Annotated in this window: 22 protein-coding genes and 1 pseudogene; 11 read left to right on the top strand and 12 right to left on the bottom strand. The window is 53.6% G+C overall.

Features of this window, described 5'->3' with window-relative positions:
* Positions 1-9 precede the first annotated feature (9 nt).
* From ACX9GU_RS03015 to ACX9GU_RS03000, 4 genes are all read right to left on the bottom strand, one after another.
* Entirely contained in the window at positions 10-786 is a 777-nt protein-coding gene (locus tag ACX9GU_RS03015) for a DUF4311 domain-containing protein (RefSeq protein WP_473193805.1), read from the bottom strand.
* An 86-nt stretch (positions 787-872) separates the two neighbouring features.
* Positions 873-1,169, bottom strand: a complete 297-nt coding sequence (locus tag ACX9GU_RS03010) for a DUF4312 family protein (protein WP_024483731.1) — start codon at positions 1,167-1,169, stop codon at positions 873-875.
* Positions 1,169-1,534, bottom strand: a complete 366-nt coding sequence (locus ACX9GU_RS03005; protein ID WP_021180720.1) for a glycine-rich SFCGS family protein — start codon at positions 1,532-1,534, stop codon at positions 1,169-1,171. Before ACX9GU_RS03005 ends, ACX9GU_RS03010 begins: the two co-directional genes overlap by 1 nt.
* Positions 1,535-1,571: 37 nt before the next feature.
* Entirely contained in the window at positions 1,572-1,919 is a 348-nt protein-coding gene (locus ACX9GU_RS03000) for a glycine dehydrogenase (RefSeq protein WP_473193804.1), read from the bottom strand.
* A 421-nt stretch (positions 1,920-2,340) separates the two neighbouring features.
* Between ACX9GU_RS03000 and rnk the strand changes: the two genes are divergently transcribed.
* Positions 2,341-2,751 (top strand): nucleoside diphosphate kinase regulator, encoded by a 411-nt coding sequence (rnk, locus tag ACX9GU_RS02995; RefSeq protein WP_021180723.1) that lies wholly within the window; start codon positions 2,341-2,343, stop codon positions 2,749-2,751.
* A gap of 66 nt (positions 2,752-2,817) precedes the next feature.
* Here the strand turns inward: rnk and cybC are convergent, their stop codons facing one another.
* Both cybC and pmbA read right to left on the bottom strand, forming a co-directional pair.
* Positions 2,818-3,204, bottom strand: a complete 387-nt coding sequence (gene cybC / locus ACX9GU_RS02990; protein WP_473193803.1) for a cytochrome b562 — start codon at positions 3,202-3,204, stop codon at positions 2,818-2,820.
* 316 nt (positions 3,205-3,520) lie between these two features.
* On the bottom strand, positions 3,521-4,861 hold the full coding sequence (gene pmbA / locus ACX9GU_RS02985) for a metalloprotease PmbA (protein ID WP_473193802.1): 1,341 nt from the start codon (positions 4,859-4,861) through the stop codon (positions 3,521-3,523).
* Between the two features lie 201 nt (positions 4,862-5,062).
* Between pmbA and yjgA the strand changes: the two genes are divergently transcribed.
* Positions 5,063-5,611 carry a ribosome biogenesis factor YjgA gene (gene yjgA / locus ACX9GU_RS02980; RefSeq protein ID WP_021180727.1) on the top strand — a complete coding sequence of 183 codons (549 nt, stop codon included), beginning with the start codon at positions 5,063-5,065 and terminating at the stop codon, positions 5,609-5,611.
* Positions 5,612-5,644: 33 nt separating this feature from the next.
* Here the strand turns inward: yjgA and ACX9GU_RS02975 are convergent, their stop codons facing one another.
* The 5 genes from ACX9GU_RS02975 to aaeX form a co-directional block, all read right to left on the bottom strand.
* On the bottom strand, positions 5,645-5,944 hold the full coding sequence (locus tag ACX9GU_RS02975; RefSeq protein ID WP_021180728.1) for a barstar family protein: 300 nt from the start codon (positions 5,942-5,944) through the stop codon (positions 5,645-5,647).
* A 4-nt stretch (positions 5,945-5,948) separates the two neighbouring features.
* Positions 5,949-6,398 (bottom strand): ribonuclease, encoded by a 450-nt coding sequence (locus ACX9GU_RS02970; protein ID WP_473193801.1) that lies wholly within the window; start codon positions 6,396-6,398, stop codon positions 5,949-5,951.
* A 206-nt stretch (positions 6,399-6,604) separates the two neighbouring features.
* Positions 6,605-8,572 carry a p-hydroxybenzoic acid efflux pump subunit AaeB gene (gene aaeB, locus ACX9GU_RS02965; RefSeq protein ID WP_473193800.1) on the bottom strand — a complete coding sequence of 656 codons (1,968 nt, stop codon included), beginning with the start codon at positions 8,570-8,572 and terminating at the stop codon, positions 6,605-6,607.
* Positions 8,572-9,507: a p-hydroxybenzoic acid efflux pump subunit AaeA gene (gene aaeA, locus ACX9GU_RS02960; RefSeq protein ID WP_021806979.1), complete on the bottom strand. Its 936-nt coding sequence runs from the start codon at positions 9,505-9,507 to the stop codon at positions 8,572-8,574. The genes aaeB and aaeA overlap by 1 nt, the downstream gene beginning before the upstream one ends.
* Positions 9,508-9,514: 7 nt before the next feature.
* Complete coding sequence (aaeX, locus tag ACX9GU_RS02955) at positions 9,515-9,718, bottom strand: p-hydroxybenzoic acid efflux pump operon protein AaeX (RefSeq protein ID WP_021180732.1); 204 nt, start codon at positions 9,716-9,718, stop codon at positions 9,515-9,517.
* 326 nt (positions 9,719-10,044) lie between these two features.
* Here aaeX and aaeR point away from each other — a divergent pair, with 326 nt between their 5' ends.
* Positions 10,045-10,956: an HTH-type transcriptional activator AaeR gene (gene aaeR, locus ACX9GU_RS02950; RefSeq protein ID WP_024483740.1), complete on the top strand. Its 912-nt coding sequence runs from the start codon at positions 10,045-10,047 to the stop codon at positions 10,954-10,956.
* A 104-nt stretch (positions 10,957-11,060) separates the two neighbouring features.
* Here the strand turns inward: aaeR and ACX9GU_RS02945 are convergent, their stop codons facing one another.
* A complete protein-coding gene (locus tag ACX9GU_RS02945; protein WP_473193799.1) occupies positions 11,061-11,351 on the bottom strand; it encodes a hypothetical protein in 291 nt (96 codons plus the stop codon).
* A gap of 13 nt (positions 11,352-11,364) precedes the next feature.
* On the opposite strand from ACX9GU_RS02945, the gene ACX9GU_RS02940 reads away from it, so the two are divergent.
* The 8 genes and pseudogenes from ACX9GU_RS02940 (at position 11,365) to ACX9GU_RS02905 (ending at position 19,365) form a co-directional block, all read left to right on the top strand.
* Positions 11,365-12,267 (top strand): acetamidase/formamidase family protein, encoded by a 903-nt coding sequence (locus tag ACX9GU_RS02940; protein WP_473193798.1) that lies wholly within the window; start codon positions 11,365-11,367, stop codon positions 12,265-12,267.
* Between the two features lie 10 nt (positions 12,268-12,277).
* The gene (locus ACX9GU_RS02935) at positions 12,278-13,621 is read left to right on the top strand and encodes an APC family permease (protein WP_065684759.1); all 1,344 of its coding nucleotides are present in this window, start codon (positions 12,278-12,280) and stop codon (positions 13,619-13,621) included.
* Positions 13,622-13,751: 130 nt separating this feature from the next.
* Positions 13,752-14,696, top strand: a complete 945-nt coding sequence (uriH, locus tag ACX9GU_RS02930; RefSeq protein ID WP_473193797.1) for a uridine-preferring nucleoside hydrolase UriH — start codon at positions 13,752-13,754, stop codon at positions 14,694-14,696.
* A gap of 101 nt (positions 14,697-14,797) precedes the next feature.
* Positions 14,798-15,526, top strand: coding sequence for a MerR family transcriptional regulator (locus ACX9GU_RS02925; protein ID WP_473193796.1), 729 nt, complete (start codon positions 14,798-14,800; stop codon positions 15,524-15,526).
* Between the two features lie 97 nt (positions 15,527-15,623).
* The gene (gene uraH / locus ACX9GU_RS02920) at positions 15,624-16,034 is read left to right on the top strand and encodes a hydroxyisourate hydrolase (RefSeq protein WP_098929702.1); all 411 of its coding nucleotides are present in this window, start codon (positions 15,624-15,626) and stop codon (positions 16,032-16,034) included.
* Positions 16,035-16,202: 168 nt separating this feature from the next.
* Positions 16,203-16,427 (top strand): annotated as a pseudogene (locus ACX9GU_RS02915) (nuclear transport factor 2 family protein); the annotation flags it as partial.
* Positions 16,428-16,437: 10 nt separating this feature from the next.
* A complete protein-coding gene (locus tag ACX9GU_RS02910; RefSeq protein ID WP_473193795.1) occupies positions 16,438-17,397 on the top strand; it encodes a YbgA family protein in 960 nt (319 codons plus the stop codon).
* A gap of 426 nt (positions 17,398-17,823) precedes the next feature.
* Positions 17,824-19,365 carry a class I adenylate-forming enzyme family protein gene (locus tag ACX9GU_RS02905; RefSeq protein WP_473193794.1) on the top strand — a complete coding sequence of 514 codons (1,542 nt, stop codon included), beginning with the start codon at positions 17,824-17,826 and terminating at the stop codon, positions 19,363-19,365.
* Positions 19,366-19,484: the final 119 nt, after the last annotated feature.

The following is a 19,484-nucleotide window of genomic DNA, read 5'->3' as shown; positions in this document are numbered from 1 at the left end:
TTCAGCTCCTTATTTTCCGCTCAGGGTGTTATGAATGGCATCCAGCCAGCCAGGCACGCCCAGGCTGAAGGATTCGAGAACTTTCATATCAAAGCCGCGGAAGAAGCCGCTCAGCACGAACAGCAGCACAATCGCCACCATCATGATCTTGGTGACTTTATTCCAGCCGCTTTCTTCAACGCCCTTGCCAATCAGGATACCCAGCACCAGACCCGGTACGGCGTTACCCATGATCAGCTGTGCCAGACCACCGAAGATGGTGCCCCAGAAGCCAGAACGTTTGCCCGCTTCGATCGCCGCCAGCCAGAAGATCACCGGCATGACGGTATTCACCAGCAGGTTGGCCGCCGGAACCAACACTTTGATAGCCGTGACCTGCAAGGCCGCAGGCACTGCCGAAGCGGTGGTATTAAGGAAGGCCACGACCAAAATGCCGATGATGCCGCACGCAATGGCCATCTTTTTTGGATCGTGCATGGTTTGTGCGACGTTGCGGTTTTTGATCATCAGGGCTGCAGCGCCCCAGTTAGGAATGATGCGATGGTCAACGTCCTGCGTGAAGGCACCCGCCGCCACTGAAGACGCCCAGGCGTTGAAGAAGAAGCCCAGACCAAATGAGAAATGAGAAGCCGGATCGCCTTCGCAGGAGTTCAGCTCACCCAAGGTACGGAACGCTCCCATACCCTGCGTCGTCGGTGCGTGGAACATACGTGCAGCACCGGCCCCTACACCGACGCCAACCAGCCCGCCGATAATAATCGACTTAAATAAGATGATTAAAAACATCAGAATATCCTTCTTATGTCATGCCCAGTGGATCCCAAGACGCAGCCATAGCGGCTGTAGCTTGAAACACGACGGATATAACGTTTTTATTTCTGGGTGAAGACCACCTTTTCGGTATTGATGATCGTCACGTTCACGGTTATTTCTAATGAAACGGCATAGCTTTTTCTTTCACGCGCCAGGAAGAAGAAAAGAAATTTTTCTTTGGTGGTTCTCTCTTCCGCCTTTAATATTTTGACATCCTGCGGTTCGATACGCAGCAGAACATTATTGGTGGATTTTAAAATCACGCCCTGTACATTCGCTAATGCACCGGCAAAGGCTTTAGCTTTACTATCGCCTTTGCCTTCCACGTTAACCGAGGTAGTATAAGTTTCTTTCATTACGGATTGCCGTATTTTTTGACATACGCTTCCACTAGCCGCTGGCCTAATTCTTCTTTATCCATAAAGCCAAAGCCTAATACATTGCAGCCTTCGTTAATTGCCGTCACGCCTTCTTCGATAGAACGCATACCATATCTGGATTTATAACCATATTTGGTTTGTGCAGTGATCGCCCCAGCGCCGCCGCTGCCGCAGAAGGAAATGCCTAGTTGCGCATTCTCTGCTTTCATCACGTCACCCAGTTTCATATCCGCCGCCATGCCAGGGATCACAATCACCTTGGCACCTGCATTTTCAACGCCTTGGCCCACTTTCTGGCCTTTACCCAGCCGATCGCCGATCACTACGGTAATTTGTCCCATGGGGTTTTTCTCCTGAATAATTTTAATGAATTAAACGTTATTGGTCGTTATCTTTAGCCACTTCAAAATGAACCGAAAGCAGATACGCCTCTTCAATCGGTAATGTGGCAAACTTATTTACCACTCGCTCTGCCAGTTGCATCGATCCGGCAGAAATTTCATCAAACAGTGATTTATCAACTTCCGGCAAGGGTTCACCCGTTATTGAGCGCAACACCATCGCGCGGATATGGGATTCCAACATTTGTTGTTGCACCGCATTGGTGTAAATATTCTCTTCACCCAACATGGCGGTAATATCGGCCAGCAGTTGAGTGGTAATCGCTGCGGCCTCACTGATGTCAGTCTGTTCCCTGTTATTTACCGAAGCAGTTCCGTCATTCACTTTGCAGTCACCTCTGGATCCAGCTATTTATCCGTTAACGGTAAAGCGCTTTACCTTTACCCGCTTTCTTTGATGTCTTTACCCTAACCCTTGGGGCATTGCTTGTGTAGCGCGTTTTTTTCCAGTTCGAACTGGAAATTAAGTGACGCCAGGGGATCCATTTCGCAAAATCGGGGGTTTTTACGCTAACTAAATGAGATTGCAAAAAGAGTTTGCAACGCAGAGTTGCCAGTTGGCATCGCGGCGCAAAAAACTTCGTGATCGAGATCTCTTTCTTTTCCGGCCCTAACAGCCTACTATCAGTAGGACAAACCGACATTTTTCACACCCCCGCTCCCAAAGGTGCGGGGGTGTTGCTTTTGTGTTGTTTTCCGAATTTATGGCGCAGAAAGGGCGCCCTTTGATTGGACTGGAGAGTGGAATGACCAAACCAACCATTACCATTAATGAGCTGGATGCGGAACGCCTGGATGCGCTACTGGCACAGCCAGCCTTTGCCAATACTGACGTCGCCGCCGCGCTGAACGCTGAACTGGATCGTGCTGACATTGTGCCGGCATCGCAGATCCCTGCACACGTCGTCACCATGAACAGCCGCGTACGTTTTCGCGATCTGCATACTTCAGAAGAACATGTGCGCACGCTGGTGTACCCTGCCTCTCTCAAAGACAGCGCTGAACAGTTGTCGGTGATGGCACCTCTGGGTGCAGCACTGCTGGGAATGCACGTGGGTAAACAGATCAATTGGCAGTTGCCAAACGGCGAAGAAGCGCGCATTGAAGTGCTGGAATTGCTGTATCAACCTGAGGCTGCGGGCGAGTATCACCGCTAAGTCAGGTTTCCGGGCGGCCATTCAGCCGCCCTTTTTGTCAACGCTACCTTGATTACCGCAGTACGCTTAACGGAATTTCTTGTGATTGGCATCGCGGGTTTGCTTGAAGCCCTCCGCCACTTTGCGCGCGTCCTCCAGCTTGCCCTGATTCGCCAGCGCCATTGACTGATCGATCTGCCCGATCAGCTTCGCCAGCCCTTGACGAAACTCCTTCATCTCCGGGCTGTCTGGCGCTTTGTTTTCCAACTTCGGCGGTGTGCCTTTCTGGGCATCCGTAGCCGCAGCGCGCATATTCTGCAGGCTCTGTTTGAAGGTATCGGTAGAATCGGTTTTCAATACAATTTTGTAATTGGCGGCCAGGGTATCCATGTCATCGGCCAGTTCGACTGCCATCACCCATGAACTGGCTCCCAGCAGCGTCAGTACTGCCAACACTTTCAATGTCTTCTTCATGCTCACCTTCCCGTTATTGTTTTATTTAACTCGTAATTAACATAGGCACAGAACGGCAAAACCGATACCTGATATTTGTAAGGAAGGTTGAAGCGGAGGAGTTGGGAGGAGCTGAGATACCCCCTCACCCTAGCCCTCTCCCAAAAGGAGAGGGAACCGATCGAGTTGAACTGAAAGTATCATGATTCTTCATGAGCACCGGCTGATTTACCTTGGATGAGGGGACGAGCGAGGTTGCTGATATTGCCTCTACTTCCAAAAAAAGCAGAGGCTAACAGCTCCCTCTCCCTGTGGGAGAGGGTTGGGGTGAGGGGTCTTACTGCCCAGCGATCTTCATTTCTGGCAGCAGCACGGAACCGCACTGGATATTGCTGCGCAGTTCGATATCGCTGCCGATGCTGACGATATTGCGCAGCATATCTTTCAGATTGCCAGCAATGGTGATTTCGCTGACTGGATACTGGATCTCACCGTTTTCTACCCAGAAGCCAGAAGCTCCACGTGAGTAATCGCCGGTAATACCGCTGACGCCCTGCCCCATCAGTTCGGTGACCACCAGACCGGTGCCCAACTGTTTGAGCATGCCGGCAAAGTCATTGCCCTGACCGGCAATACGCCAGTTATGGATCCCGCCCGCATGACCGGTGCTATGCAGCCCCAATTTACGCGCCGCGTAGCTGGTCAGCAGCCAGGTTTCCAGCACGCCGTCTTTAACGATGTCGCGGCGCTGGGTGCGTACGCCTTCACTGTCGAACGGCGTAGAGGCCAGCCCTTTCAGCAAGTGCGGATGTTCTTCAATGGTCATCCACTCCGGCAGGATCTGTTTACCCAACGAATCCAGCAGGAAGGTAGACTTGCGATAAACGCTGCTGCCGCTGATAGCCCCAACCAGGTGGCCAAACAGACCGGTTGCCACTTCTGAAGCGAACAGCACCGGCGCTTTCATGGTTGACAGCTTGCGTGGGGAGAGACGCGCCAGCGTGCGGCGGGCACATTCCTGGCCAACCCACTCAGGGCTGGCCATATCACCCATAGCCCGACCAATGGTGTAGGCATAATCCCGCTCCATATCGCCATCATGTTCGGCGATCACACAGCTGGAGAGCGAGTGACGGCTGGAGCAATAGCTTTGCAGCATGCCGTGGCTGTTGCCGAAGACCTTGATACCGTAATGGCTGTTGAAGCTGCCGCCTTCGGTATTGGTAATCCGCTTGTCGGCCGCCAACGAAGCCTGCTCGGCACGCGCAGCCAGCTCGATACCGCGTTCGGCATCCAGTTCGGTGGGGTGGAACAGGTCCAGATCCGGTGCGTCAAACGCCAGCAGATCTTTTTCCGCCGGGCCAGCATGAGGATCAGGTGAAGTGTAACGAGCGATATCCAGCGCCGCCTGCACGGTACGGGCAATGGCATCCGGATTAAGATCGGTGGAGGAAGCACTGCCTTTGCGGTTTTGATAATAGACGGTAATGCCTAACGCGCCGTCGCTGTTGAATTCGACGTTCTCCACTTCGCCGAAGCGGGTGCTGACGCTGATACCGGTGGTTTTGCTCACGGCAACTTCTGCCGCATCGGAACCGGCGCGTGCCAGCTCCAGCGCCTGTGAAACGGCGTGTTCCAGCGCTTTGCGCTGCTCTGCAACTTGGGTGACTACTTTCATCAATCGGCCATAGTTAATCAGAATATCGTTGAGAAAAGTGCCGTGTCGGCATGGTTTTGCGCGCAATAACGCGCCAAAATACTTTCAGGCTGCACCCGCTGGCCACAGCCCGATGTACTTTTGAGTCTAACAGGAACCGCGTGGAATTTCGCATAAAGCCGGCAACCTGTTAGGATTAGCCTCTTTTTAACGGAGCCTACCATGAACAAACAGCCTGAAGACTGGCTCGACGAAGTCCCGGAGAACGAAAACGAGGACGATGACGAGATTATCTGGGTCAGTAAAAGTGAAATTAAACGTGATGCCGAAGCGCTGAAAGACCTGGGAACCGAACTGGTTGAACTGGGTAAAAACGCCTTGGAACGCATCCCGCTGGATGAAGATCTGCGTGCCGCCATCGAACTGGCGCAGAAGATCAAGAAAGAAGGCCGCCGCCGCCAGATCCAACTGATCGGTAAAATGCTGCGTGCTCGCGATGTCGAACCGATCCAGACCGCGCTCGACAAGTTGAAGAACCGCCATAACCAACAGGTTTCGCTGTTCCACAAGCTGGAAGCGCTGCGCGATCGCCTGGTAGCAGAAGGTGATGACGCAATCCCGTCCGTGCTGGATCTGTATCCACAGGCCGATCGCCAACAGTTGCGCGCCCTGATACGTAACGCACAGAAAGAACAGGCTGCTAACAAGCCGCCAAAATCATTCCGCCAAATCTTCCAGTACTTGCGAGAGCTGGCAGAGGCACAACAGTGATCGTCAGCGGCATCGCTGCGGGATGGACTCCGTTCATCCCCGCTGATGCGTCGCTGTGCTGCTCGTTTCACGGATATTGAACCGCAGGTTGCCCTCCAGCTCTTCCTCCGCTTCTTCAAACAACAGAATAATGGCACCAAAGCGGCGTTTGCTGCGGGCGTTGAGATTGAGAAATTCAATCTCGACCGGCAGGCTGATGTCGCCGGTCACCACGTCCCACAGCGCGTCCAGGTTGGCGCCAAATCCTTCACCCAGTGCAAACCGCTCGGCAAAGTGGCGATAGAACGCTGGCAAGTCCGCAATCTGGTTAAAATCGAACTCTATTTTCCCCATCGGCTCACTCCATCCGCATGAAGTTCTTATAATGGTCGCGCGTGACATAAATCAGACCGTCACTGGAATACAACAGCCGATCGGCACCGCGTCGGCCGCATTGGTAGTTGATATCCGCTTCGCGCCATACCCGGTTATTGGCGGTCGGTAACTGCCCTTCACGGTTGGAAAAACGGTCGCCGCCAATGGCCTTGCCTGGCAATACCTTGCACAGATTACCGTCACGCGCATCCCAACCCTGCTCACGAGCCTGTTTTTTGGTGATGTAGTAGTCAGGCAGACGCTGGTGCTTTTGCACATAGCTGACCACCCGCTGCTGCTGCGTCAGTTGTTCAATGCTCTCTGCCGCCGGGGTCGAATCGTTGGTCAGAGCCCGATTGCCATCCCCCTGCAGCGCACTGAACCCCGCCACCAGCAAAGCAATCAACATCGCAATAAGCGTACGTTTATTCATACCGTCCCTGCATATATAGCAAAAATTAATGAATCAAAGATGACCAAGATGTAACCATTTCGCATCCAAAAGGCCTGACGCCCGAGCAAAAACCGCAATTGATACGGAATTATTATGGTTTGTGAGGCCTTCCTGCATGCATTTTAGCCCCCGTAGTCGGGGGACGTAAACCATGCAGTTTAGCCTTTGGCGGGAAAGTGAAAATATCAATCAATCAGCGCGTGACGGTAGCGATGCAGCATATCGGCCAGGCGTTTTACCGGCCCGGTGACGCTAAGCGGAGCGAGGTTATCCACCAGCTTTTGTTGATATTCATTCATCTCTTTGAGTAACCGATCGTAGTAGTAAGCCCGCTTCACATCGTTCTTGGCGGTGACCACGTGGTCGGCGGTGCTGCGGATCTGCTTGTGGAACACCGAAAGCTCTTCCCGCTCCGGGATCTCGGTCATCTGCATCCGCTGGTGGGCAATAATCAGGTTGAGCGCCAGCCGGTATTTGGCGATGTCGTTAGGGAACATCATCAGCAGCTGGTTCAGGCGCTGATATAGCGCGGGCAGATGGTTTTCCTTACGGCGCGCCGCCTTGGTGGTCAACGCCGAAACGGCGCTGCTGACCAACTGATTCATCAACGTGCGGCCGGTACGTTCACGTGAGGTATCACGGATCAGGAACAGCACGATCATCGCCACAAAACAGCCGATAATCTGGCCGATGGCGCTGTCGATAAACGAGGAGACATGGAAACTCATCGGGTTACTCAACACGATGATGTTAATGGTACTCGCCAAGGTGCCCAACGATCCCAAACGGCGTTTCTGCACTTCGATACCGATGACAAAGGACATGATGCCCAGGCTCAGACACAACAAGAACATGCTTTGCTGGGTTTCCGGCAGAATAAACATATAAAACAGCGCACCGAGCGGCAACGCCACCAGCACGCCTAGCAGGAAGTCGAGCGCCATCATTTTTGGATTTGGCGTACGCATCGCCAATGCGGTCACGACGGCGATCATCACCATACAGCCGCTGCCGGATGTCCAGCCGGTCCACAGCCAGAACAGGCAGCCTATCGAGGTCGCCGCCCAGGCTCGCAGCCCGTTGATCATCGCATGGTGGCCTTCCGCCGACGGCCTCTTCACCACCACTTCCCCGGCCAGTATCTCGTTTTCTACCGCGTTGATGCCGCTGTTGGTATGCACGCCTTTTGCCACCAGCAGATAGCGCGTCGCTGCGCCCACCCAGCCGGTGACCGTTTGCAGATGTTCATCGCTACGGTTGGTTGCCAGCACCTGGCGCACCAGCTTCAGGCGTTTATGCACTTCCTGCGCGGTTTCTGCCGGGACCATCAGCAGCTCACGGATATTTTCCTTCACCGCATCCGGATGATTGAGCAAAATCAGGTAGGTTTCACAGGCCTGGGTGATCAACGTCAGCGAAAGCGTATGTAACGCATGCAAGCGGCTGTTGACCCGCTGCCAACGTGACGACTCCAACATCAGGTTGCTGCGCATCCCGTTGATAGCGGTGGTGCTTTTAACCAGATCGCTCCAGGCACGGTCGATATCTTCCTTGCCGGCATCGCTGATACACATTTGCATCAGCTTGTACTGCCCCACCAGCAGTTGATCCACCGCACGATCGATATCCTGTTTGATCGAACGCGGGGAAAACAGCAGGTCGGCCAGTACCGCACTGAGAATACCGAGCACGATCTCGCTACAGCGCTCTACGGCGAACTGTGGCGCGTCCAGCAGTGAGGTGGTGGTCGTTGCGGAGGTGACGATGATAATCAGCGCCGTGTAGCCCGCCAGCCCCCAGGCATAAGAGTTTTCGACCTTCACCAGCGAGGAGATCCAGGTACAGACCCCCAGCCAGACGCAGCAAAGCATCAGCATCACCACCGGTGCACGAGCGCAGGTAACGATAATCAGCAAGCCGACAAAGCAGCCGATAAAGGTGCCGATAATACGCAGCCAGCCGCGATAGCGAATGGCGCCAGAGAAAGGTTCCCCCCCGGCGGCAAAGGCCGGGCCGGCAGCCACAATGGCCGCCGTCAGCACCGACCAGCGCGGGGTTTCCAGATTGAGGTGGAAACCGACAAACAGGGCGAAAACGATCGCAAAGCTGAGCTTGCAGGCAAACCGTAGCCGCAGAAAGGTTGGGTTGTTCATTAGCCGAACTCGCGCAACCGATGCATCAGCCGGATAAACGGCGAGCCGCTGTCGATGCTACGATCGTTCTTGCCGGTTATGACCACGGTCGCGGTGGTACCCGCCGGGTAAGAGTGTTGCTGATCTTTCTCATCGAGGATGATTTTCACCGGCACGCGCTGTGCCAGACGCACCCACTCCAGATTGCTGTCGATCGACGCCAGCCCCTTGCTGTTTGGGGTGCTGCTGCTGTTATTCACCGCCGCGGCCAGGCTATCGACGGTGCCGTGCATAATACGGTTGCTACCCAGCGGGGTGATCTCGGCACGGTCGCCTTTGCTCAACCCTTCAAGCTTGGTTTCTTCCAGATAGGCGATGACATAGAAACTGTTTTTCTTCACCAGCGCCACCGCCGTAGAACCACGGGTGATAAATTCCCCTGCGTGGACGTTGAGGTTGGTGACCCAACCGTCTGCTGGCGCACGCACCGTGGTCCGTTCCAGATCCAACTGCGCCAGATCGCGCACGGCGATCGCCTTGGCCAACTGATGCTGCACGGTTTGCAGCACGTTATTGGATTGGTCGATCTCTTCTTGTGACATCGCCTGGATCCCCAAGCGCACACGGCGGCCCGCTTCACGCTTCTTCTCAGCCGCCAGCGTCTGATAATAGGCCACATCGGCGTTGGCTTCGGCCAGTGCCTGTTGGTAACGTGGCTGGTCGATCACCATCAGGATCTGGCCCTGTTTCACCAGTTGGTTGTCGGTGATCGGCACGTCGGTCAGCAAACCGCTGACGTCCGGGGCTATCGCCACCACGTCGGCAGTGAATTTGGCATCACGCGTCCACGGCGATTCGGTGTAAAACGCCCAGGCCTTGAACACGGCGATGGCCGCCAGCAGGACCAGCAGCAAGGTGATGGCGATGCGGAGTATTTTTAATGACAGAGTTTTCACAGCAGCCTCAAACGAAAAGACACGAAATCAGATAAAACAAACAGCAATACAGCGCGGTATTGAACAACGCCGGATGCCAGACAAAATCGTAAATCCCGGTCGGCTGCAACAGGCGGCGTATGACGAAGAACAGGGCCAACGACGCTAACAGCTCAAAAAATACCGGTGGGAACGACAGTCCAAAAATGACCATAACCGGAAGCAAACTCATCACTTTATCCTTAATTGTTTACTACACCGGGGTTTTCCCTGCTGATTTCACATTCCATTTACATTCTAGCGCACGGACGCCAAACGTTATGATCTGGTAGTTGACCAGGCCACAAACCTGAAAAAGGGTTAAGCTAACAGCAGGCTTCCGCGAGAGGGAATGTATGGATAACCGGAGGGATCGTGCGGCCACGGCAGTTTACCGCGGCATAGCTGACCACGCTCAAGCGTTCAGAAGATCTTTACACCCGACGCGTTATATTAGCCTGCTTACTATCAACTCATCTATAATCTGTGATCTAAATCACTTTTAAGCCAGAGTGAACAATGGAAAGACTAAAACGGATGTCCGTGTTTGCCAAAGTCGTTGAATGCGGGTCATTTACCGCGGCAGCACGCCAGCTCGACATGAGTGTTTCATCCATCAGCCAGACAGTGTCCAAACTGGAAAATGATCTACAGGTGAAGCTGCTTAACCGCAGCACGCGCAGTATCGGCCTGACCGAAGCCGGTAAAATCTACTATCAGGGCTGCCGCCGCATGTTGCAGGAAGCCGCCGAGGTCCATGAGCAGCTTTATGCGCTGAACAATACGCCCATAGGCACGCTGCGCATCGGCAGTTCGTCCACTATGGCGCAAAACGTCCTGGCGACCATGACCGCCGATATGCTGCAAGAGTATCCTGGCTTGACGGTTAATCTGGTCACCGGCATTCCGGCCCCGGATCTGATTGCCGATGGCTTGGACGTAGTGATCCGCACCGGCGAACTGCAGGATTCCAGCCTGTTTTCCAAACGTCTGGGCTCGATGCCGATGGTGGTCTGCGCCGCCAAAAGCTACCTGACTCAACACGGGACACCGCAAAAACCGGCGGATATGGTGAATTTTTCCTGGTTGGAATACAGCGTACGGCCCGACAGTGAGTTTGAATTGATGGCTCCCGAAGGCATCAGCACGCGTATTTCCCCACAGGGGCGCTTCGTGACCAACGATTCACAAACCATGATCCGTTGGCTCAAGGCCGGGGCCGGGATTGCCTATGCGCCACTGATGTGGGTCATCGAAGAGATCAAACGCGGCGAGATTGAGATCCTGTTCAAGCGCTACCATTCAGAACCCCGACCGGTTTACGCACTGTACACCGAGAAGGACAAGCTGCCGCTCAAGGTGCAGGTGTGTATCAATTACCTGACGGAATACTTTAAACGCGTGGCGGAAGTGTATCAGGGCTATCGCTGAGGCTCCCTTATTACCCTGGAGTTCACTCCAGGGTAATAAGTTTGCTCTAGCTGATATATAGCCTTTACTGCTATAAAAATGGTTACTCATTTTATTAATGCTAATTATCGAAAGCATTTACCTTCATTTGATTGCCATTCTCTACTGAGAACTCTGCTGTATTCATTCGGGTTAACCGATCGGTTATGCGGAAATTTCCGCCATAGTTGCGGGTAATAAACCACCGCGATAATTGTTTGGAGCATATCCTGCCAATCCAACCCAAATGCCCATTCTGCTACCGCTTTCGCGCACTTGCTTACGCCCCTGCGGGTGTGATTTATTGATGAATTGGCGCTGGTGCGCCCAATTATCATTATCGCCATAAATAATAAAAACTCGGCTTCATTATTCATTATAGGAATCACCATGGAAAAGATCTCACGTACGCACCTGGTATATGCCATGTCGCGCGATAACGCCCCTGTGGCCACCGTTGCCAGCGGCAGCGACGTTTGTTTTGAAACCTGTGACTGCTTCGAAGATCAAATCGCCTCCGAACAGGCCGCCTTCACCGAACTGGACTGGAGCCGCATCAACCCGGCTACCGGGCCGGTTTACGTGCAGGATGCGAACCCCGGCGATGTGTTACGGGTAGAGATTAAACGTATTACCCCAACCAGCCATCAGGCAGTCATGGTCACCGCTCCAGGCCTGGGCGTCATTGGCGATGAGCTGCAACAGCCACAGATCCGCACCGTGCCGCTGGAAGACGGTTTCGCATTGCTGCCCGGCGGCGTGCGTTGGCCGTTAAAGCCGATGATCGGCGTGATTGGCGTCGCCCCGGCCGAAGAACCTATCTCTTGCGGCACACCAGATGCTCACGGCGGCAACATGGACTGCAAAATCATCACCGAAGGTTGCACGCTGTGGCTGCCGGTTAACGTTCCCGGTGCGCTGTTTGCGCTCGGCGATCTGCATGCCGCAATGGGCGATGGCGAAGTCTCGGTATGCGGGCTGGAAATTCCCGGCGAGGTAGTGGTGAACCTGAGCGTAGTCAAAAACCGCGCGCTGCCAACCCCGATGATGAGCACCGCCGATACGCTATATACCCTGGCATCCGCCAAAACGCTGGACCAAGCGGCCGAATTGGCAACGCGCAATATGGCGCACTTCGTGGCGGACTATAGCCAGGTCTCGCTGGCCGACGCCATCAACCTGCTGAGCATCACCGGCGATCTGCAAATCTGTCAGGTGGTCGATCCGCTGAAAACCTGCCGTTTCGCGCTGCCACGCAGCGTTGCCGAACAGTTAAACCTCCAGCTGGATTAGGGATAGCGCCATGTCTGTAGAACAATTTGGTTATAAGCAGGAACTGCACCGTACCCTTACTCTGAAAGATCTGGTGATATACGGCATGATCTTTATGGTGCCGATTGCGCCGTTTGGCGTGTTTGGCTACGTGTGGGAAGGCGCACAGGGCATGGTAGCGCTGGCCTATCTGATCGGCATGGTGGCGATGTTCTTCACCGCCATGAGTTACTGGTCAATGTCCCGCGCTTTCCCGGTTTCCGGCTCGGTCTATGCCTATGCCCAGCGCGGCATCCATGAAACCGTCGGCTTCTTTGCCGGCTGGCTGATCCTGCTCGATTACATCCTGGTACCGTCGTTGCTGTATATCGTCAGCGCGGCGGCGCTCGGCCCGATCCTGCCAGAAGTACCCGCCTGGGTGTGGATCGTGACCTTTATCGTGATCAACAGCGCGATCAATCTGGTGGGGATCCAGTTCACCGCCAAGGCCAACCGCTACATTCTGGTGGCGGAGATCGTGATCCTGACCATCTTTGTGGTGATGGGCCTGACGGCACTGTATTCCGGCGAAGGTTCCGGTGGCCTGACGCTGAACCCGCTCTACAACGCCGAGAAATTCAGCCTGCCGTTGGTGATGGGTGCGGTGTCGATTGCAGTGCTGTCGTTCCTGGGTTTTGACGGTATTTCAACGCTGTCCGAAGAGAGCAAAGGCGGGGCCGATGCCGTGGGGAAAGCCTCGCTGTATGCGCTGCTGTTGGTAGGGTCGCTGTTTATTCTGCAAACCTGGATTGCCGCCGATCTGGCTGCGGGCCAAAACTTCACTAATCTGGATACCGCGTTCTACGATACCGCCAATCTGGCGGGCGGCTCCTGGTTAAAGCAGGCCACCATCTGGGCGACGGCACTCTCCTGGGGGATTGCCAATGCGTTAGTCGCGCAGGCCGCCATCTCCCGCATTCTGTTCGCCATGGGGCGTGACCGCCAATTGCCGAAGATCCTGGCCAAGGTACATCCACGCTTTAAAACCCCTTACGTCAGTACCCTGCTGGTCGCGGTGATCTCCCTAGGTTCCGGGCTGTACTTCAACGGCAGCATCGACAACCTGAGCCGGTTGGTCAACTTCGGGGCGCTGATGGGCTTTTTGATCCTGCACCTGTCGGTGATTAACCACTACATCATCCGCCAGAAGTCCAAGGCCTGGGTAAAACACCTGCTGTTCCCGCTGGTCGGCCTGTCTATCATCGCCTTTGTGCTGTACGAGATGGATATCGAAGCCAAAATCCTCGGCCTTAGCTGGCTGGCGATCGGCATCGTGTATTACTTTGTGCTGCGCGTAGTGCTGAAGAGAGAGCCGGTGCTGAAGCTGGAGGACTAAGCCAGCAATCTGCCCCTTCTGGGGCAGATTTATCCAATCCTTTGATGATGTTAACAAAACGGCCCGCTGGTCATACCCCTCTACCCGCCGCTAGGTTATGCTCGAAAAAAAACCTGTATCAGGAAAAATCATGAAGAAAATCATACTGGACTGCGATCCGGGGCATGACGATGCGATCGCGATGCTGCTGGCATGGGGCAACCCAGATATTGAACTGCTGGCCGTCACCACCGTCGTCGGCAACCAGACGCTGGAGAAGGTCACGCGCAATGCGCTGGCCGTGGCACGCATTGCCAACATCACCGGAGTGCCCTTTGCCGCAGGCTGCTCGCGGCCGCTGGTACGACAAATTGAAGTCGCACCCGACATCCACGGCGAATCGGGACTCGATGGCCCAGTCTTACCGGAACCCACCCTGCAACTGGCCGATATCCATGCCGTCGACCTGATCATTGATACCATCATGGCGCACCCACCAGGCACCGTAACGCTGGTGCCCACCGCAGGCCTGACCAACATCGCCATGGCAGTGCGCAAGGAACCCCGCATTGCCACACGCGTGAAGGAAGTGGTGCTGATGGGCGGCGGTTACCACGTGGGTAACTGGAGCGCAGTGGCTGAATTCAATATCAAAATCGATCCGGAAGCCGCGCATATCGTGTTCAACGAACCCTGGCCGTTAACCATGGTTGGGTTGGATCTGACGCATCAGGCGCTGGCTACACCAGAAGTTAGCGCGCGCATCGCCTCCATTGGCACCGGTCCTGCGAAGTTTGTCGTCGAACTGCTCGAGTTCTTCGGCCATATGTATAAGCAGGCGCAGGGTTTCACTTCGCCACCGGTACACGATCCCTGCGCGGTCGCCTATGTGATCAACCCCAACGTGATGACGGTGCGTAAGGTGCCCATCGATATTGAGCTGACCGGCACCCTGACGCTGGGGATGACGGTCGCGGACTTCCGCTTCCCGACCCCGGCGGATTGCCATACCCAGGTGGCAGTGAAGCTTGATGAAACCGCCTTTTGGGATCTGATTGTGGATGCGTTGGAAAGAATTGGTGAAGTTGAGGTTTGAGGCACGGCTTGTATGAAGTGTCGTGCAAACGCCCGACACTTCATACAAGCCGGCATTATGCGTAGTATATTGAAAGTGTTCTTTGTTATCGGATGTCTATCATGGCTTACTCTATCGGCGAATTTGCCCGGCTTTGCGGAATAAACGCAACCACATTGCGCGCCTGGCAGCGTCGTTATGGCCTGCTTAAACCGATGCGCACCGATGGTGGGCATCGCCAGTACAGTGATGATGATGTCCAGCAGGCGCTCAAAATTCTCGACTGGGTAAAAAAAGGGGTAACCATCAGCCAGGTGAAACCCCTGCTGGCTCGTCCGGTAGAAGGTCAGACAAACAACTGGCTCACTCTGCAAGAGAAAATGCTGCAGTTGCTTAAAGAGGGAAAAATCGAATCGCTGCGCCAGCAGATTTACGACTCTGGCCGCGAATATCCTCGCCCGGAGTTGGTCACGGAAGTGCTGCGCCCGCTGCGCAGTAAATTCTCTGCCAATATTCCGGCGATGATGACCCTGCGCGAGATCCTGGATGGCATTATCATTTCCTATACCTCATTTTGCCTCGAAAGGGACAAAAAAGCGGCAGGGGATAACTATCTGATCACCGGCTGGTACCTGTCAGACCCGTGTGAAATCTGGCTGGAAGCCCTCAAGCGTACTGGTCAAGGGCAGCACATTGATGTCCTTCCCGTTCCGCCTGCCAGTCTGGCTCCGGAGCTGTTTCCTGAGCGAAAATGGCTGCTTGTCATGACAGGTAAACTCACCCCCGTCCGCAAACAACAGATTGAACTGTGGCAACAACAGGTGATGTCTCTTGAGGTCATTACACTTTGACGTTGTTCTTCCGTTAATTATCACAAAAGGTTGAATAGTTATTTTTCACCGGGATGCTACCTTTTTCCTGTTTGTTTAACCCCTACAGGAAATCATGATGAAAAAAGCTACCGGTCTTATTCTGTTAACCTCTCTGGCAATGGCTCCTGCCGCATTCAGTGCCCCTGCAGGCACGCTGAGCGTCCACATTCTGAACCAGCAGACTGGTATTCCCTCGCCGAATGTCACCGTCACGCTTGAAAAAGAACAGCAAAACAGCTGGGTCACGCTGGCTAGCGGTAAAACGGACGAAGACGGGCGTATCAAATCTCTATATCCACAGGACCAGGATATGCTGCCGGGAATTTACAAAGTGACCTTCAAAACCGGTGACTACTTCCACCAACAGAAGCAAACGTCGTTCTTCCCAGAGATCCCGGTGATGTTCACCGTCACCAAGACCAATGAAAAACTGCACATCCCGCTGCTGTTAAGCCAGTATGGATACTCTACCTACAAAGGAAGTTGAAGATAAAGCATGCTCATGTTGCGCAGTTAACAGCATGAGCATGCAAACTTAATACGTTGAAGCTACTGAGAAAATAATTATCACCCTGCCAAAGTTGGACAAATAGAAATAATTGTGTAAGTTTTAACTATGCAATAACGCTACGTTGTTCACTTCCAGGTGAGACTCATGAGCTCTATGCCATCCATCATCAACCGGTTTGTTGATTACTACAGCAAGCTGGATAACCAGCCGCCATCTGCGTTGGCGGAGATCTATCATGCTGATGCCAGGCTGAGCGATCCGTTTGGCGAGCATCAGGGTCTTTTGGCGATCCAGCGTTACTTCACTCATCTATTGGCCAACGTAAAGCATTGCCGCTTTACCATCGATCCCCCCCTCTGCGAAGACCAAGGACCGCGATATGAATAAGCAACCCGTCATTGGGATCAGCGGATGTTTAACCGGCTCGACCGTACGGTTTGACGGCGGACATAAACGCATGGGCTTTGTCATGGATGGGCTGGCGCAGTGGGTGACTTTCAAACCCGTCTGCCCGGAGATGGCCATCGGTCTGCCCTCTCCCCGTGCGGCACTGCGCCTGGTTGAGACCGCCGAAGGGGACTTCCGGCTGCGCTTCAGCCAAGCGCCACACGACGATATGACGGAGAAAATGGCCGAATTCACGGATTCCTATCTCTCACGTCTGGACGAACTGTCGGGCTTTATCGTCTGCGCCAAATCGCCGAGCTGCGGTATGGAACGCGTGCGGTTGTACGATGAAAAGGGCAATCGCGGGCGTAAAGAGGGCGTAGGCATCTTTACCAAGGCGCTGCTGGAGAAATACCCGTGGTTACCGGTCGAAGAAGATGGCCGCCTGCACGACCCGGTGCTGCGGGAAAACTTTGTCGAGCGCATCTTCGCCCTGCACGAGTTGAACACCCTGAAGGCCAACGGCCTGACCCGCCATGCGCTGCTGGACTTCCACAGCCGGTACAAACTCCAACTGCTGGCGCACCACCAAGCGGGCTACCGAGAAATTGGACCGTTTGTCGCCTCGTTGCACGAGTGGGAAGACCTGGACGCATTCTTCGTGGCTTATCGCGAAAAACTGATGACGATCTTGAGCAAACCTGCTTCGCGCAAGAATCACACCAATGTGCTGATGCATATTCAGGGGTATTTTCGTAACCAGCTGAACTCGCGTCAGCGCGGCGAGCTGAATAACGTGATCCTCCACTATCGTGAGGGACTGCTGCCAATACTCGCGCCGTTGACGCTGCTGAAGCATTACCTGGGCGAATACCCAGACCGCTACCTGCTGACGCAAAAATACTTTGACCCCTATCCGCATAATTTGGCTTTGCGGCTGGCGGTTAATTAAGTGCGTATGATTTGTGGCCGAACTGCTCGAGTTTTTCGGCCATAGGTTTAAGTTGCCTCAGGGGAGACACTTCTCCGCCGGTACAGGATCCTGGTGCGGTTACCTGTGTGATCCATCCCAACGTGATGACGATGCGCAGGTGCCGATGGGGATTGGCCCGAGCGTCATCCCCTCCCCCTTCTTTTTATGCATCTGCATAAAAGCAAAACCCGTAACTCACCTTTTTCATCATAATTTTTATCATTTTCGATAACATTTGCTAACCAGCACGTCATAACATCGATTTTTTTGCCCTCCCAGGGTTGGCATTTTATACAAAGCGTCAGCCCCGTTTGCCGAAGAAAGATGTGAAATTTTGCGCATTCTTGCACCGTTGCCTTTCCCTATACTCACCACCATCAGTAAATGTCGGTGAAGGGGCAACCTATGCAGCAGGCAAAAATCACACACCTCTATCAGAGTTTACAGCAGAGCGTTAACCGCCGAGCTGAGCATACCGCCCTGTTCTTTGAAGGCCATAAATACAGTTATAATCAGTTAAATCATAATGTTAATTTATCAGCTAACTGTCTGAAAGAGAGTTTTAACCTCGCCAAAGGCGATGTGATCGTCCTGGCTCTGGGTAACAGGCCTGAATTCTGCTCGCTGTTTTATGCAGCCATGGCGCTTGGGATTATCGTGGTGCCGTTAAGCACCAAGTTAAAATCGCAAGACAGCCATATCATCCTGTCCAGTGTTAATGCCAAGGCGGTTTTTTACGATCCCAACAGCCAGCCGTGGATGGCGACGCTGGAACCCGTGAAGCAAAGCCATGTGGTGTCGCTGGCCGATTGGCAACTGATGCTCAGTAATGCAGATGACCAAAAGGTGATCCAACCCGTAGAGCCTGCCGCCATCGTAGGGGATGACATTGCCGCAATTATTTATACTTCCGGCACCACTGGCTCCCCGAAAGGAGCTGCGCTCACTCACGGTAACTTTATTGCGGCTATCACGGCTTACCAACAGGCTCTCAAGTTAACCGAACAAGACAGCGCCATCCTGCCGATCCCCATTTGCCACATTACCGGCCTGTCGGCTCTGCTCTGCCTGTTTATTCACCTTGGCGGCACGTTGCATTTGCAGCAAAGATTCAATGCAGAAGAGATTTTGAAAACCGTCAGCAGCCATAACATTACCTTCCTGCATGGTTCGCCAACGGTGTTTATCCTACTGTTGCAAGAAGCGGAAAAGTATCCACAGGTGGGCAACTACGCCAGCTTGCGGATGATCGCTTGCGGTGCCGGGCATTTGAACGTGGGCATTATCGAAAGGCTCGCGCAGTTGTTCCCAGCCACGGAAATCAGGCCGATCTATGGGCTGACAGAAACCTCTTCACCGGCCAGCATTTTCCCGGTCGATGTGCGCAGCAGCGATAAGATAGGCAGTTCTGGCTTACCCATTCCCGGCCTGAGTTGCCAAATTCGCGACGATAATCACCAGGTGCTTGCTGCCGGTGAGATTGGCCATCTATGGCTGAAAGGGCCAGTGGTGATGAGCCAGTACTGGAAGAACCCGGCGGCCAATCAGCAGTTCTTCCACGACGGCTGGTTCTACACCGGCGATATAGCCTGCCTCGATCAGGATAACTACCTGTATATCAAAGATCGCAGCAAGGACATGATCAACCGTGGCGGTGAAAAAATATACTGCATTGAAGTGGAAAACCTGATCTCGAATTATCCTGGCGTCAAGGAAATTGCCATAGTTCCCAGCAGCAGCGAAATCTACGGAGAAGAAGCCGTCGCTTTTATTGTGGCGCACCGGAATAAACCCTTGGTGAGCGATAATATTACTCATTGGCTCTCCAATAAAATTGCCAAATTTAAAATACCCTCAAAGATCGTCTTTACAGCAGAATTACCGAAAAATGCCAATGGCAAAATAGACAAATTAGCTTTACGACAAAAATTGACACCACCAACATAAAAAAAGCGCTATCCAATAAACGCGCCAACGTCAGGAAACGTGAAGCGCAATCATTAAAATAATAGAGCACCTGTACCTCTAATAATACAGAGCAGCTCTACCCTGTTTAATCGCCTCAT

This window comes from Serratia sp. K1WW1 (genome assembly GCF_055790865.1).
Note: the sequence above shows the minus strand (reverse complement) of the source record. Positions and strands in the feature narration are given on the sequence as shown.

Excerpts from the sequence above, each read along its gene's own strand:
- ACX9GU_RS03015 (WP_473193805.1), bottom strand. The coding sequence starts at position 786 with ATGTTTTTAATCATCTTATTTAAGTCGATTATTATCGGCGGGCTGGTT.
- ACX9GU_RS03010 (WP_024483731.1), bottom strand. The coding sequence starts at position 1,169 with ATGAAAGAAACTTATACTACCTCGGTTAACGTGGAAGGCAAAGGCGAT.
- ACX9GU_RS03005 (WP_021180720.1), bottom strand. The coding sequence starts at position 1,534 with ATGGGACAAATTACCGTAGTGATCGGCGATCGGCTGGGTAAAGGCCAG.
- rnk (WP_021180723.1), top strand. The coding sequence starts at position 2,341 with ATGACCAAACCAACCATTACCATTAATGAGCTGGATGCGGAACGCCTG.
- cybC (WP_473193803.1), bottom strand. The coding sequence starts at position 3,204 with ATGAAGAAGACATTGAAAGTGTTGGCAGTACTGACGCTGCTGGGAGCC.
- pmbA (WP_473193802.1), bottom strand. The coding sequence starts at position 4,861 with ATGAAAGTAGTCACCCAAGTTGCAGAGCAGCGCAAAGCGCTGGAACAC.
- yjgA (WP_021180727.1), top strand. The coding sequence starts at position 5,063 with ATGAACAAACAGCCTGAAGACTGGCTCGACGAAGTCCCGGAGAACGAA.
- ACX9GU_RS02975 (WP_021180728.1), bottom strand. The coding sequence starts at position 5,944 with ATGGGGAAAATAGAGTTCGATTTTAACCAGATTGCGGACTTGCCAGCG.
- ACX9GU_RS02970 (WP_473193801.1), bottom strand. The coding sequence starts at position 6,398 with ATGAATAAACGTACGCTTATTGCGATGTTGATTGCTTTGCTGGTGGCG.
- aaeB (WP_473193800.1), bottom strand. The coding sequence starts at position 8,572 with ATGAACAACCCAACCTTTCTGCGGCTACGGTTTGCCTGCAAGCTCAGC.
- aaeX (WP_021180732.1), bottom strand. The coding sequence starts at position 9,718 with ATGAGTTTGCTTCCGGTTATGGTCATTTTTGGACTGTCGTTCCCACCG.
- aaeR (WP_024483740.1), top strand. The coding sequence starts at position 10,045 with ATGGAAAGACTAAAACGGATGTCCGTGTTTGCCAAAGTCGTTGAATGC.
- ACX9GU_RS02945 (WP_473193799.1), bottom strand. The coding sequence starts at position 11,351 with ATGAATAATGAAGCCGAGTTTTTATTATTTATGGCGATAATGATAATT.
- ACX9GU_RS02940 (WP_473193798.1), top strand. The coding sequence starts at position 11,365 with ATGGAAAAGATCTCACGTACGCACCTGGTATATGCCATGTCGCGCGAT.
- ACX9GU_RS02935 (WP_065684759.1), top strand. The coding sequence starts at position 12,278 with ATGTCTGTAGAACAATTTGGTTATAAGCAGGAACTGCACCGTACCCTT.
- uriH (WP_473193797.1), top strand. The coding sequence starts at position 13,752 with ATGAAGAAAATCATACTGGACTGCGATCCGGGGCATGACGATGCGATC.
- ACX9GU_RS02925 (WP_473193796.1), top strand. The coding sequence starts at position 14,798 with ATGGCTTACTCTATCGGCGAATTTGCCCGGCTTTGCGGAATAAACGCA.
- uraH (WP_098929702.1), top strand. The coding sequence starts at position 15,624 with ATGAAAAAAGCTACCGGTCTTATTCTGTTAACCTCTCTGGCAATGGCT.
- ACX9GU_RS02910 (WP_473193795.1), top strand. The coding sequence starts at position 16,438 with ATGAATAAGCAACCCGTCATTGGGATCAGCGGATGTTTAACCGGCTCG.
- ACX9GU_RS02905 (WP_473193794.1), top strand. The coding sequence starts at position 17,824 with ATGCAGCAGGCAAAAATCACACACCTCTATCAGAGTTTACAGCAGAGC.